Annotated in this window: 13 protein-coding genes; 3 read left to right on the top strand and 10 right to left on the bottom strand. The window is 71.7% G+C overall.

What is annotated here, in order from left to right; genetic code table 11:
- Positions 1-4 precede the first annotated feature (4 nt).
- Positions 5-637, bottom strand: coding sequence for a PaaI family thioesterase (locus ACGFIS_RS10100; RefSeq protein ID WP_392901878.1), 633 nt, complete (start codon positions 635-637; stop codon positions 5-7).
- Between the two features lie 105 nt (positions 638-742).
- A complete protein-coding gene (locus tag ACGFIS_RS10095; protein ID WP_392901876.1) occupies positions 743-1675 on the bottom strand; it encodes a hypothetical protein in 933 nt (310 codons plus the stop codon).
- An 85-nt stretch (positions 1676-1760) separates the two neighbouring features.
- Between ACGFIS_RS10095 and ACGFIS_RS10090 the strand changes: the two genes are divergently transcribed.
- Positions 1761-2354, top strand: a complete 594-nt coding sequence (locus ACGFIS_RS10090; RefSeq protein ID WP_392901874.1) for a DUF4870 domain-containing protein — start codon at positions 1761-1763, stop codon at positions 2352-2354.
- A 1-nt stretch (position 2355) separates the two neighbouring features.
- Here the strand turns inward: ACGFIS_RS10090 and ACGFIS_RS10085 are convergent, their stop codons facing one another.
- Both ACGFIS_RS10085 and ACGFIS_RS10080 read right to left on the bottom strand, forming a co-directional pair.
- Entirely contained in the window at positions 2356-3195 is an 840-nt protein-coding gene (locus tag ACGFIS_RS10085; RefSeq protein ID WP_392901871.1) for an LLM class F420-dependent oxidoreductase, read from the bottom strand.
- A complete protein-coding gene (locus tag ACGFIS_RS10080) occupies positions 3192-3875 on the bottom strand; it encodes a cyclase family protein (protein ID WP_392901869.1) in 684 nt (227 codons plus the stop codon). Before ACGFIS_RS10080 ends, ACGFIS_RS10085 begins: the two co-directional genes overlap by 4 nt.
- A gap of 99 nt (positions 3876-3974) precedes the next feature.
- Here ACGFIS_RS10080 and ACGFIS_RS10075 point away from each other — a divergent pair, with 99 nt between their 5' ends.
- On the top strand, positions 3975-4802 hold the full coding sequence (locus ACGFIS_RS10075; RefSeq protein WP_392901867.1) for a HipA family kinase: 828 nt from the start codon (positions 3975-3977) through the stop codon (positions 4800-4802).
- On the top strand, positions 4799-5200 hold the full coding sequence (locus ACGFIS_RS10070; RefSeq protein ID WP_392901865.1) for a DUF3037 domain-containing protein: 402 nt from the start codon (positions 4799-4801) through the stop codon (positions 5198-5200). Before ACGFIS_RS10075 ends, ACGFIS_RS10070 begins: the two co-directional genes overlap by 4 nt.
- On the opposite strand, the gene ACGFIS_RS10065 is transcribed toward ACGFIS_RS10070, so the two are convergent.
- From ACGFIS_RS10065 to ACGFIS_RS10040, 6 genes are all read right to left on the bottom strand, one after another.
- The gene (locus tag ACGFIS_RS10065; RefSeq protein ID WP_392901863.1) at positions 5197-6105 is read right to left on the bottom strand and encodes a hypothetical protein; all 909 of its coding nucleotides are present in this window, start codon (positions 6103-6105) and stop codon (positions 5197-5199) included. The genes ACGFIS_RS10070 and ACGFIS_RS10065 overlap by 4 nt on opposite strands.
- Positions 6106-6264: 159 nt before the next feature.
- Positions 6265-7245, bottom strand: coding sequence for a hypothetical protein (locus ACGFIS_RS10060; protein WP_392901861.1), 981 nt, complete (start codon positions 7243-7245; stop codon positions 6265-6267).
- A 90-nt stretch (positions 7246-7335) separates the two neighbouring features.
- Entirely contained in the window at positions 7336-8178 is an 843-nt protein-coding gene (locus ACGFIS_RS10055; RefSeq protein ID WP_392902847.1) for a GNAT family N-acetyltransferase, read from the bottom strand.
- Positions 8179-8315: 137 nt separating this feature from the next.
- Positions 8316-9920 carry an alpha/beta hydrolase gene (locus tag ACGFIS_RS10050; RefSeq protein ID WP_392901859.1) on the bottom strand — a complete coding sequence of 535 codons (1605 nt, stop codon included), beginning with the start codon at positions 9918-9920 and terminating at the stop codon, positions 8316-8318.
- Between the two features lie 164 nt (positions 9921-10084).
- The gene (locus ACGFIS_RS10045; RefSeq protein ID WP_392901857.1) at positions 10085-11686 is read right to left on the bottom strand and encodes an alpha/beta hydrolase; all 1602 of its coding nucleotides are present in this window, start codon (positions 11684-11686) and stop codon (positions 10085-10087) included.
- A 269-nt stretch (positions 11687-11955) separates the two neighbouring features.
- Positions 11956-13617, bottom strand: coding sequence for an alpha/beta hydrolase (locus ACGFIS_RS10040; RefSeq protein WP_392901855.1), 1662 nt, complete (start codon positions 13615-13617; stop codon positions 11956-11958).
- Positions 13618-13697: the final 80 nt, after the last annotated feature.

The raw sequence follows: 13697 nt of genomic DNA, 5'->3' as shown, positions 1-13697 counted from the left end.
GAGGTCAGTGCTGCGACGTGACGAAGCGCGTGGGCATGATGAACATCGCGGTGGCCTCCACCGTGACGCGGCCGTCCGGTCCCGTGATGCTCCCGGACGCGTGGACCTTCCGTCCCTCCACACGGCTGAACCGCGCCTCGACGACGAGCGGGACGCCGAGCGGGGTGGGGCGCCGGTAGCGCAGCTCCAGCGTCGCGGTCATGCCGGGCGTTCCGGAGGCGGCCGCGGCCATGCCGAGTGCCTGGTCGAGCACCATCGCGGAGACGCCGCCGTGCACGTACGACGGCGGCCCCTCGTACAGGGGGCTGAGGGTGAACTCGGCGCGGACGGTGCCGTCCGGGGTGACCTTCAGGTCGACCGGTGGCGCGAAGGGGTTGAGGGTCCCGTTGACGGGGTTGGCCGTGTGCCGCTCCATGATGCCTTCGCTGGACGTGACGTACGGCGGCGCGCCCCTGCGCCCCACCGCGAGCCGGGCGGTCAGCGCCTCGATCTCGTCGGCCACCGCGGCGGCCTCCGCTGCGCCGGCTCCGGTGAGCACGGCCGCCTCGGCCAGCTCACGAACCCGGGCGGCGAGGGCGGCCCGCGCCGTCACCTCGTCGTCCCCCAGTTCCTGCCGTTCCATCGGCATCGCGCTCATGCGGCCCTCCCGTGTGCAAACTCGAACGCGATTCTAGGATGCGGGCCCGCGCGGGGCGGACGGCAGGGTCCGCGCCGCCGCCGTCCGCCGCCGTCCGCCCCCGCGTCAGCCGTGCCGGAGACTGCCGAGGATCTTCTTGATCTCCGCCTTCGGCGCCGCGTCCGGGATCCCCTGGTCGGACATCAGGACGAAGACCGTCGTCTTCCCGGGCCCGACGCCCGGGACGGCGACCGTGTGCACGACCGCCGTCGGCGCATCGCACCGCCCGGTGCTCCGGACGACGATGTCGGCGCGGACGTGCACGGCCTTCTCCCGGCCGGCCTTCACGGTCTTCGGCGCGCTCACGGTGATCGACGGCGCCGGGTCGCCCTCGACGGTGTAGGCGTTCGTCGCCCACTTGTTCGCGGCGTGCTCGGCGACCTCGGTGAGCCCGCCCTCGATGTACTGGTTGAAGCCCGTGTGCGCGCGGGTGTACTCGTCCTCGCCGTCCTTGCACGAGTCCTCGCGGAACACCGCGGCGGAGCTCATCATCGACCGCTCGCCCTCCCTGACCCCTTCCCACCCGATGAGGGTCGTCGAGGGCAGGATGCGCCATGAGGACGGGACGTCATAGGTCATCCCGTACTTGGCGCTGCTGACGGCCTTCCAGCCCTTCACCTTCGGGGGGACGGTGCTGACGGGTTCCGGCTCCGGCGAGTCGGACGGGAGGGCCGACACGCCCGGGTCCTCGCCGGTGTCCTGGCCGAGGCTGGAGACCTGGAATCCCGCCCAGGTGGAGATGACGAGCATCGCGACGACGAACGGGCCGAGGAAGACCAGCCAGAGCTGACGCTGCCCCGACCGCACCGAGCGGCCGCCGACCGGAAACGCGGGCGGGCCGCCCTTGGACGGCGGGACGCCGGGGATCGGGGGCGCCGGAGGCGGAGCGGACGGCGGGTCGTCGCCGGGCGGGACCCACTTCTGCCCCGGCAGGGGATACGGGTTCCGCGGTCTTCTGTCGTCGCCGTCCGCGTCGCCGGGAGCCCTGTCACCCTTCATGGCCGGTGACGGTAGCGCACCTGCGGCGGCGGCCGGCAGTCGGATAGATTCCTGCAGAACCTTTAGCAGACCGAAGGAAAGGCCATTGACGGACCAGCCCCCACCACCGCCGCACGATCAGCCGCCGCCGTACTCCGGCCCCTACGGGCAAGGCCCCCATGGTCAGGGTCCCTACGGGCAAGGCGCCTATGGTCAGGGTCCCTATGGTCAGGGTCCCTACGGTCAGCCGCCTTACGGTGAGCCGCCTTACGGCCAGCCGCCCTATGGTCCGCCTCCCGGAGGCCCCTACGATCCGCGCTGGGGATACGGGCCGCAGAATCACCCGGGCGAGGAGACCACCTGGGCCGTCTTCGCCTACGTCGGGAACCTCCTGATCGGCTTCCTGCCCGCGCTGATCATCTACCTCGTGAAGAAGAACACCTCGCCGTTCACCCGGTTCCACGCGGCGCAGTCGATGAACAACTCGCTCACCCTGCTGATCCATTTCCTCGCGGTGCTGGCCGTCTGCGTTCCGCCGGCCATCATCTTCGACACGCCGGTCTTCCTCATCGGGCTCATCGTCCCGTATCTGGAGCTCCTGATCGGCGGGTGGGTGTTCCTCATCCTGGGCGCGGTGAAGTCGGGCAAGGGGCAGTACTACCGTTTCCCGACCTTCTTCTGCTTCCGGATGATCAAGTGACTCACAGGTAGGAGCGCTCGTACTCGTCCAGGAGCGGCAGGACGGCGTCGCGGCCGCCTGCGGGCACGCGCAGCACGACCTCCTCGATGCCGAGTGAGGCGTAGAAGGCGAGTTTCCCGGGGGTGGGCAGCGTCCCGAACGGCACGATGGGCACCATGGGCCGTCCCGCCTCCTCGCAGGCGCGCCGCAGCCCGGGCTGCGCCTCGCGGATGCCCGCGCCGCCGATCGGCAGCCACCCGTCGCCGTACTCGGCGATGTGCGCGAACAGCGTGGGACCGGGCGCGCCGCCGAGCAGCACGGGCACCCGCCCGGACGGCTTGGGCCACGACCAGCTCGCGTCGAAACCGACGAACTCGCCGTTGAAGGACGCCTGCTCCTCCGTCCACAGGGCCCGCATGGCCAGGACGTGCTCGCGGACCATCGCGCGCCTCCGTTTCCAGGGCACGCCGTGGGCGGCGCCCTCCTCCGCGTTCCAGCCGTAGCCGATGCCGAGCGCGAACCGTCCCCGCGCGAGCCGGTCCAGCGTCGCGACGGCCTTGGCGGTGACGATCGGGTCGCGCTGCGCGGGCAGCAGGATGCCGGTCCCGAGCGTGATCCGCTCGGTCACCGCGGCGGCCGCGGCCAGGGAGACGAGCGGGTCGAGCGTGCGCGCGTACTCGGCGGGAAGCGCCGCGTCACCCGTCGGGGGCGCCGTCTCGCGCGACACCGGTATGTGGGTGTGCTCGGGGACGTAAAGGGACGAGAATCCGCGGTCCTCGGCCTCCCTCGCCAGCTCGTGCGGTTCCATCGTCAGGTCGGTCGCGAACATCGTGATGCCCAGCCGCATGCCCGTGCCGCTCATACGAGGACGGCCCGGTCGTCCACGCGGGCGACGGCGCGGACGGGGGCGCCGTCCGCGCCGGACAGCGCGATGGGGAAGAGCGACACGTCGATCGCGCAGCCCGCCCGCTGCGCCTCGACGACGCGGACGAGCCCGGTGAGGTTCTCCGCGATCACCGCACCGGCCTCGCAGAGGACACGGTGGACCGCGAGGGAGAACTCGTCCGAGCCCGGAGGCGGGGTGCGGTCGACGCTGAGGGCGTCGATGGCCACCGTCCGGACGCCGGCGGCGACGACCGCCTCCGCGGTCCCGGGAGCGATGTACGGATGGGCCGGATAGGTGCCGGTCCCCCAGTGCCGGGACCAGCCGGTGGCGACGAGCAGGACGACGCCGGGCCCGAGACCGGCCGGCAGGAGATCCGGGCCGATGGACGTCCGGGGCGGCAGGCCGCGGGCGTCCATGACGACGGCCGGGCCGGTGAACCGGGTCAGGGGAAGCTCGTCGAGGCGCGGCAGGGCGTCGTCGATGTGGAACGGCGCGTCCACGTGCGTACCCGACTGCGAGCCCATGTGCAGGCGGAGGACGTTCACACCGGCTTCGGCGACCGTCAGCGCGGGGACGGCCTCCACCTCCGGATCGCCCGGGTAGACGGGCATGCCCGTGACGATCGGCACCGACAGGTCGAGCAGCTCAACACCCATGGCACCATCCTCCAGCCCCCACCCGCCACCATTCGAACGACGAGCTCCGCTCGGCACATTGATTATCCCGGGTGTACCCGCACCCGGTAGCGTTGCGACGTGTTGCCACATGTGACAGCCATCCGATACGTGACGCCGCTGCGTGAGGGCGGGTCGCTGCCGGGCATCGTCGAGGCCGACGATCTCGGAACCTATGTCATGAAGTTCCATGGCGCCGGGCAGGGACGCAAAGCGCTGATCGCCGAGGTGATCGCGGGTGAGCTCGGGCGCCGCCTCGGCTTCCGGGTCCCCGAGCAGGTGCTCATCGACCTCGACCCTGCCATCGGACGGCACGAGCCCGACCCCGACGTGCAGGACCTGCTGAAGGCCAGCCCCGGCTCGAACCTCGGCGTCGACTTCCTGCCCGGGTCGCTCGGGTTCGACCCGCTGGGCTGGAGCCCCGACCCGGGGTTCGCGTCCCGCGTGCTGTGGTTCGACGCGTTCATCGGCAACGTCGACCGGAGCTGGCGCAACCCGAACATGCTGGTCTGGCACGGCGACCTGTGGCTCATCGACCACGGCGCGAGCCTCATCTTCCACCACGCGTGGACGAACGCGGCGAGGCTGTTCTCCGGGCCGTACGACGTGGACGACCATGTGCTGACGCCGTACGCCACGATGCTGGACGACGCCGAGGCGGAACTCGCCCCGAAGATCACCGAGGACCTGCTGCGCGAGGTGGCCGGCCTCGTGCCCGACCGCTGGCTGGAGGGCGAGCCCGGGTTCGACGGCCCGCAGGCCCTGCGGGACGCCTACGTCGACATCCTGCTGCCGCGCGCCGGCAAGCCGCGGGAATGGCTGCCCGACACCTCCGTCGGCGGCCGCCGGCCCGACACGGCGTCCAAGCGCGGCGCGAACCGTCCCGACTGGCTCGGCGGCGCCCCATGACGAACATCAGGACGGCGGCGGAGCCCGCGGTGTTCGAGTACGCGGCGCTGCGCGTCGTCCCCCGCGTCGAGAGGGGCGAGGTCATGAACGTGGGCGTGGTGGTGTACTGCCGGGCGCTCGACTACCTCGGATGCCGCACGCATCTGGACGAGCGGCGCCTCCTGGCCCTGGACCCGTCACTCGACCTGGAGGGCGTGCGGGCGGCGCTCAAGGGCGTGGACGCCGTCTGCTGCGGCGGCGAGCGCGCCGGGCAGGCGGCGCGGGAGACCCCGGGCACGCGGTTCCGGTGGCTGACCGCGCCGCGCAGCACGATCGTCCAGTCCGGCCCGGTGCACGCCGGCCTCACCGGCGACCCCGCCGCCGAACTCGACCGGCTCCTGGAGCTCCTGGTCCGCTAATCCCACTCCCAGCGGATGCCGTGGTAGCCGGCGGCCATGCCGAACTCGATGAAGTGGACGCTGTGGTAGCTGGACATCCGCAGGTCGGCGGAGTCCTTGAGGGCGGTGTGGCCGTCGGGCCGCCAGGTCCGGTAGCAGCGGGCGGGCAGGGTGGCCGGGTGGAACCGGACCTCGATGAGGAACTCGTGCTGCGGGGTCCGGAACCCGCGTCCCTCCTCGGTCACCGGCGGGCCCGTCTCGTCGAACCCGAAGCCGTACTCCAGCAGGTACGTCTCGCCGCGGCCGAGCGCGCGGTCGAACAGCAGCTCGGCGGCGATGAGGCCGCTCGCCTCGTCCATCCGGACGCGCCCGAACCGGCAGCCGCGCGCGGTGCGCGACGACGGCAGGACGCCCTGCGGATGGTGGTAGACGGCGATCCAGCGGTCGACGCCGCGCTGCTGCGCCTGGAACACCGCCCGGGACCGGACCTCCCGCAGTTCCCGGCGCCGCCCGATGGTGTGCTGGTCGTGCAGGCTGAGGCCGGTGAGCTGCCGCTCACCGCGGTCGCCGATCTCGTCGAGCAGGTCGCGGACGCCCGGCTCGGGGCACAGCTCCTCCACCGGCAGCCACGGCCCCGCGGAGCGTTCGGTGGTCGGCTTCAGCAGCGTCAGCAGCGAATGGCGCGGCAGTTCGAGGATGACCTCGAGGCCGCGGACGGCGCGCATCGAATCGGCGCGTTCGGGCCGTGTCCGGCCGCGCTGCCAGTAGCTCAGCGTGGACAGGCTGACGGCGATGCCCTGCTCCTCCAGGCGGCGCCGCAGCGAATCGAGGCTGAGGCCGCGGGCCTGGATGGCCGCGTGCAGGGCGACGTTGAAGGGACCGTACTGCAGCACCTGTAGGAGATCGTCTTCTGCGACACTCTGCACCGCTGGCCTCCGGATCTGCTCCGGCCGGCCCCCGCATGACGGCCTTGACTACTGCGCTTGCGACTTCAGCGCTCACTGTAAGGCCCCGGGGGCCCGATTCCAACCGGCAAATTCCCACAACCACAGGACCCGGCGGCGGTGCCGCCCCGGCCGCCCCCGTCAGTGCCACTCCCACTCGATGCCGACGATGCCGCGCCGCACGGCCCCGACCGCGATGTTCGCGCTCCCGGACGTGCCGATCCACAGCTCACCGAGGCGCTGCCGCGGCGCCAGGGAGCTCTCGGCGGTGTAGCCGTAGCAGCGCGCGGGGAGCCGGTCGCCCGCGAACTGGATGATCGCGACATAGTCGTGGACGGGGTGGGAGAAGCGCCGGTCGTAGCTGTCGTACAGGGGTTTCCCGACGGGTCCGAGCTCGTACTCGACGACCGCGGTGTCGCCCGCCGACAGGACGCGGTCGAAGACGAGCTCGAAGGCCATCAGCCCGCCCTCGGCGCGGATCCGCCCGGGTCGGCAGTACCGCACCCGCGCGAGATCGGCCTTGCCGTCGCCGTCCGGGACGTCGGCGACGATTCCGGAGACGGCGTCCGGCGGAACGGTGCCGCCGTTGCCGGGCTGCCGGACGCCGCCGGCCTGGACGCCGCCTGTCTGGTGGACGCACACGACCCGATCGATGTCGTCGCCCGCCGCACGCAGGACGGTGCGGACCGACAGAGTCCAGGAGCGGCGCGCCTCGTCCAGCCGGTAGACGTCGTGGATGCTGAGCCGTTCGAGCCGGTGGTCCCCGGACCGGTCGAGCTGCCCGACGAGGCCCGCATAGCGGTCCGGGTCGGGCCACAGCTCCCGCACCGGGCGGCCGCGTCCGTCGGCGCCGGACGGGCCGGCCCCCAGGCCGCCGCGGACGGCGGGCGCCGTGGGCGCGGAGTCGTCCAGCAGTTCGGTGAGGGTCCCCGGCGGCACCCGGAGGACCTCCTCCAGCGCGACGACCACGCTCCGCGAGCGCGGGCGGCTGCGTCCGCGCTGCCAGTAGCTGAGGGTCGCCACGCTGACGGTCAGGCCGCGCCGGCCGAGGCGGTGCCGGATCCGTTCCAGGGTCAGCCCGCTGGCCTGGATGGCCTGCCGTAGTGCCCCGGCGAACTCCACGGCCGGATGGTACCCGTCCGGGAAGATCAATTCATGTATCGGGAAGTACCAGTCGCGCATGGACAAGCCGCGCGTAACCGATGGACGGCCTCAGAACAGGATCGACATGAAGGATCCGCGCTCGGTGAAACCGACACGCCGGTACGCGGCGCGCGCCCGCGTGTTGTAGTCGTTGACGTACAGCGACACCGTCGGCGCGATGCCGTGCACCGCCTCCCGCACCACCGCGGACATCCCGGCCACCGACCGGCCCTCACCCCGCAGATCGGGCGGCACCCACACGCCCTGCACCTGGCAGGCACGCGGGGTCACGGCGCCGATCTCGGCCTTGAACATGACGCGGCCGTCCTCGATGCGGGCGAACGCGCGGCCGTCGCGGATCAACTCGGCGACGCGGGCACGGTAGAGCACTCCCCCGTCGCCGCTGTTGGGTGAGACCCCGACCTCCTCGGTGAACATCGCCACACAGGCGGGGTACACGATGTCGAATTCCTCCATCCGGACCCGCCGCACACCGGGGTCGGCGGGCACGTCCGGGACGGCGGAGGTGGCCATCACCGGCTGTTCCGGGCGGACGGCCCGGGGCGGCCCCCAGTACGGCGCGAGGATCTCCCACAGTTCGCCGACGGCGCCGACGGGCCCGACGATGGACGAGCAGCGCCGCCCCTGGGCCCTGGCCCGTTCGGCGAACGCGCGGACGGCCTCCGCATCCGCCGCGACCGGGATGAGGTTGGCGCCGGAGTAGCACAGCGAGGTGAGCCGGCCGTCGCGCAGATAGCCCCACATCTGGGCACCGAGACGGCGCGGGTCGAGCCCCGCGGCGTGCACGCGGGAACTGACGAACACGTTGGACACCGGATCGGCGTCCAGGATCGCGAGGGCCTCCGCCCGGTGCCGGTCGTCCAGCACGCGCACCGGCATCGAGCCGAGCATGCGCACGGTTACCGGTCCCGGGACGGGAACGGCCCCCGTTCGGCCCTCACCATTGACTGCACCACATGGACAAGCCTATGTCGTCCAGGGTCCCCCCACCTCCGCGGGCTCGGTGATTCGCCGGGTCCGGGGCGGTTTCAGCGGTGCCGGGTCGCGCGCTCCGGGCCGGCGGGCCCCCCGGCCGCGGCGGGCTCGGGCGCGGATCCGGCCTTGCAGCTCGCGTCCGGGCCCGGCCGGCGCGCCGGCAGTTCGCCGCCGCCGAGGTAGGCGGCCACGGCGGCGTCGACGCACTTGTCCCCGGACAGCGAGACGCCGTGATCACCGCCGCCGGCCTGCACGAGCAGCCGGGACGTGGGGAACCTGCGGTGCGTCTCCAGCGCGCCCGCGTAGGGGGTGGCGGCGTCCTCGGTGGCCTGGACGAGGAGGATCGGCGGGAGCGCGGACGTGCCCTTCACCTCGGGACGCGGCCCGCCGGGCACCGCCCAGAACGCGCAAGGGGCGTTGTACCAGGTGTTGCCCCAGGTCTCGAAGCGGTAGCCCTGCCGGTAGAGGCGCTCGCTGTCGGCGTGCCAGCGGCCCCAGTCGCGCGGCCAGGCCGCGTCCCGGCACTGCACGGCGGTGTAGACGGCGTAGTTGTTCTGCTCGGGCCGCCCGGGCGGCCGCCACGCCTTGCGCAGCGGGCCGGGGTCGTGCCGGGCGACGTAGGCGGACAGCGCCTTCGCGTGCGCGGCCCAGCTCTGGCTCGCGTAGCCGTCGGCGAGGAAGACGTCGTCCAGTTCGGCCGGGCCGATCTTCCCGTCGATGGGCTCGGCCTTGAGCGCGGCCCGCGCCTTGGCGTAGGAGCCGGCGACCTCCCGCTCGGTCGTCCCGAGCCCGTAGCTCTCGTGGTGGCGGGCGATCCACGCGAAGTACACGCGGATGCGCTTCTCGAACGCGACGTTCTGGTCGAGGTTGTTCTCGTACCAGACGCCGCTCGGGCGGACGACGCTGTCGAGCACCATCCGCCGCACCCGCCCGGGGAACATCGTCGCGTACACCGCGCCGAGGTAGCTGCCGTACGAGTAGCCGAAGTAGCTGAGCTTCTTCTGGCCGAGGGCCTTGCGGATCTCGTCCATGTCGCGGGCCCAGTCGGCCGTGCCCATGTGCGGAAGGATCGCACGGTACTTCTCGGCGCAGTCGTCGGCGTACGCCTTGGCCTTGGCCTTCCAGGCACGCTCTTGCCCGGCGTTCGAGGGAATGGTGTCCGGGCGTGCGCGGCCTGGGTTCTGGTAGCTCGGGTCGCAGATCAGCGCGGGTTCGCTTGCGCCGACGCCACGCGGGTCGAAACCGATCCAGTCGTAGGACGCGGCGACCTTCTCGGGCAGCGCGTCCTTGAAGACGCCGGGGAGGTCGCGTCCGTGCGCGCCGGGCCCGCCCCGGTTCAGCAGCACCACGCCCTGCGACTCGGGCGCGGTGTGCCGGGCACGGGACAGTGCGAGCGTGACCTGCCTGCCGTCCGGGCGGGAGTGGTCGAGCGGGACCCGGATGGACGCGCACTGAAGGCCCCGGAGGCGGGTGCCCGCCACCGGGTCCTGGTCAGGGCAGGGCTTCCAGGCGAGACCGGCGGGCCTCGGGGCGGGCTCGGATCCGGGACGTCCCGCCGCGGCGGCGGGCGCCGCCAGCACGGCGGCTCCGGCCGTCGCGAGGGTGACCGCGGCGGCGGCCGTCCCTGCGGCGGCCCTCTTTCCAGTGTCGTTCAGCACGGAGGATTTCTACCGGAGGGAGGCCGTGAACCCGCGCACCCCGGATCGCGCGATTCCCGCCCGAATGCGGACCCGTCCTGCCCTAACGGCGCCGCGAAGCGACGCGTGGCGTGCCCGCCCGCCCCGAGGTGCGGAGCTGGACGGGCACGCCACGGTTCAGCGTGCTACGGGCGTCCGACCGGGAGGTCCTTGCCCGCGCCGGAACCGGCCGCCTTCAGCCGCACGGCCGTCGGGTCCGGGTCGTTCAGCGCCGGGACCGCCTTGCAGTAGGCGTCCGGGCCGCGGCGGCTCTCCGGCAGCGCACCGGTGTCGAGGTACGCCGCGACCTTGTCGTCCAGGCACGCGTTGCCGTTGAGCGTGTTGGAGTGTGTCTTTCCGCCGACCTCGAACACCAGGCGCGAGGACCGGAAGATCTTGTGCATCTCCAGGCCGCCCTCGACGGGCGTCGCCGCGTCCTTCGTGGACTGGACGAGCAGCATGCCGGGCAGGCTCTCGCTGCCCTTCAGCCTGAGCGCGGGCCCTCCGTTGAAGGGCCAGAAGGCGATCGGCGCGTTGAACCAGACGTTGCCCCACGTCTCGAACGTGTAGCCCTGCCGGTGGAGCTTCGCCGCGTCGTGGTGCCACTTGGCCCAGTTGCGGGGCCACCGCGCGTCCGCCGCCTGGACGGCGAGGTAGACCGCGAAGCCGTTGTCCTCGCCGCCGGGGTTGAGCCAGCCGAGGAGGCCGGACGGGTCCTCGTCGTTGACCCAGGCCGACAGTGCCTGCGCGAACGGGATGTAGTAACCGGTGTTGTACCCGGCGCTCAGGATGGTGTCGGTCAGCTCGGCCGGGCCGATCCTGCCGCCGATCGGCGACTTCTCCGACGCGTCGAGGACCTCGTAGTACTTGGCGCGGACGGCCTTCTCGGACGTGCCGAGGTGGTAGACCGAGTCGTACTCGGCGACCCAGGCGAACCAGGCCCGGATGTTGCGCTCGAACGCCTTGTCCTGTTCGAGCTGCCCCTTGTACCAGACGTTCCTCGGGTTGACGATGCCGTCCATCACCATCCGCTTCACACGCTTGGGGAAGAGCGTGGCGTAGGTGGCGCCGAAGTAGGTGCCGTAGGAGAAGCCGTACCAGCTGATCTTCTCCTGGCCGAGGGCGGCGCGGATCACGTCGACGTCACGCGCGGCGTCGGTGGTGCGCATGTGCGGCAGCATCCAGCCGAACTTCTCCTGGCAGTCCTGCGCGTACTTCTTCGACTTGGCGATCCAGGCCAGCTCCTCCTTCCGGGAGTCCGGCACGTAGGCGGGGCGGACCGGGTCGTTGATGTGCGGGTCGCAGGTGATCGCGGGCTTGCTGGAGCCGACCCCGCGGGGGTCGAAGCCGATGATGTCGTACTTGGCGGCGACGTCCGCGTGGCCGGTGCCGCCGATCCAGCGGGCGAGGGCGGGGGCGTACGCCAGGCCGGAGCCGCCTGGCCCGCCCGGGTTCACGAACAGGACGCCCTGGTAGTTCTCCTCGTCGGTGTGCCTGAAGCGCGACACCGCGATGGAGATCTTGCGGCCGCCGGGGTCGCTGTAGTCGAGGGGCACCTCCACCTGCGCGCACTGGGCGTTGTTCATCGGGTCGCCCGGGCCGCTGACCTCGCATTCACCCCAGTCGATGCCCTGGGCCGCGATAGCGGCGGCGCCGGACGGGCCGGCGTCCGCGTTCGCGGGTACGACGGCGCCGGTGCCGCCGGCCGTCACGACCGCCGCGGCCGCGACGAGAACGATCCTTCTCACTGAACCCCCTCAGATCGGCGGCTCCGGACGCCCCGGGTGGGACCGGAGGGGGAGCGACGCCGATACATAGCGGATGAGGAATTGCGTGGAGATTGTTGCGTTTTGGCCGCTTATGACGGCAGATCCCACGGTGACTGGTTGCGGAATCGTGACAAGATCAACGGAACTTCGTGATGTTGCGCGACGTTCGCTCCGCCTCCAGCGCCCGGGACATGCGGAAGGCCCCGGGGATCGCTCCCCAGGGCCCTCGTGCAAGGCGGCGGCGCCCGTCAGCGGATGACGTCGGCCTTCAGCCGTGCGGCCTTCGGCGAGACCGTGCCGGTCAGCGTCCTCGCGGACGACTGCGACGGCGGGACCGGGTCACCGAGCTGCGGGACGTGCACGGTCCGCTTCTCCGGACGCTCTCCGCGCAGGAAGTAGGCGTCGAAGTAAGCGTCCACCTCCGCGGACCCGCGGTGGACGATGCAGTGCGTGCGGTCACCGTCCTGGACGATCATGCGCGAGCCCCGGAGCCGGCGCTGCATGTCCAGCGCACCCTTGTACGGGGTGGCCGCGTCGTGGGTCGACTGGAACAGCAGGATGTTGTCCGGCAGGTTCCGGGTGTGGCCGATGTTCACCGGCTTGCCGGCCTTGGCGGGCCAGAACAGGCACGGCGCGTTGAACCAGGCGTTGCTCCAGGTCATGAACGGGTGCCTGCGGTCGATCCGGGAGTTGTCGCGGTACCACTTGCGCCAACTCTGCGGCCACTGGACGTCGGAGCACTCGGTGGCGAGGTACATCGCGTAGCCGTTGTCGTCGGAGCCGCCGGTGGTCGGCGCGCCGAACGTCCCCGCGAACGTGGCGGTGTCACCGGCCTTGTAGGCGGCGAGCCCGGCGGCGTAGGTGTGCCAGACGGCCTGGCTGCGACGGTAGCCGGCGTTCAGGAGCGTGTCGGTCAGCTCGTCCGGTCCGACGGCGAGCGTCTGCCCGCTGTCGGGGTCGGTGTAGTAGAGCGGCTTCTTCGCCAGCTCGCGGCGCAGGTCGTAGACGAAGTCGCGCACCCGGCGCTGCCTGTCGCCCAGGTCGTACACGGAGTCGTACTCGGCGATCCAGCCGAAGTAGTACTCGACGTTCTCGTCGAACGCGATGTCCTGCGAGAGGTTGAGGTCGTACCAGACGCCGGACGGGCCGACGTTGCCGTCCAGCGCCATCTTGTCGACGCGGTCCGGGTAGACGGTGGCGTAGGCCGAGCCGAGGTAGGTGCCGTACGAGGCGCCGTAGTAGTCGAGCTTGTCGTTGCCCAGCGCCTTCCGGATCGACTCCATGTCGTGCACGGAGTCGATGGTCTTGACGTGGTCCAGCAGCCCGATCTCGTCGGCCTTCTCGCAGTCCTCCGCGTAGCCCTTCGCGAGCTTCAGCCAGGTGGCGACGGCCCGCCGTTCGCCGTGGCCGTAGTCGGGACGCGGGGCGTTGGTGTAGTTCCGGTCGCAGCTCATCGCCGGGACGCTCATCCCGACGCCGCGCGGGTCGAACCCGATGACGTTGTACGCCTTGCGCATCTCCGGGGAGTTCTGCGCGAACACGCGCGGCCCGAAGAGCGCGCCGCCGCCGCCCGGACCGCCCGGGTTGACGACGATGTCGCCCTTGGCCTCACCGTCGCCCGTGTGCGGCGTCTTGGTGAGCTGGAGGGTGATCTTCTTTCCGTGCGGCTCGGCGTGGTCGAGCGGCACCGACATCTCGGCGCACTGCACGATCTCGGAGACCGGGTACAGGGCGTCGTAGTAGTCGTGCACCGTCTTGACGAAGTCCGCGGGGCAGGTGTGCCAGTTCAGCGGGGCGGGGTTGAAGGCTCCGGCCGGTCCGGCCGAAGGGCTCGCGGCCTGTGCGCTTGTGGCGCCCACTCCGGTGAGACCGAGCACGGCCACCGAGGCCACGACAACGATTTTCTTCACAAATCCCCCTAACGTGCCGACTCGCTTGAGTCAGACATACGGGTAAATGAGTGAAGATTGTGGCGTTGCTCGGCCGAGCC

The organism is Spirillospora sp. NPDC048824, assembly GCF_043198455.1.
GTDB lineage: Bacteria > Actinomycetota > Actinomycetes > Streptosporangiales > Streptosporangiaceae > Spirillospora.
The sequence above is the reverse complement of the archived record's forward strand: the minus strand, read 5'-3'. Positions and strand labels throughout refer to the sequence as shown.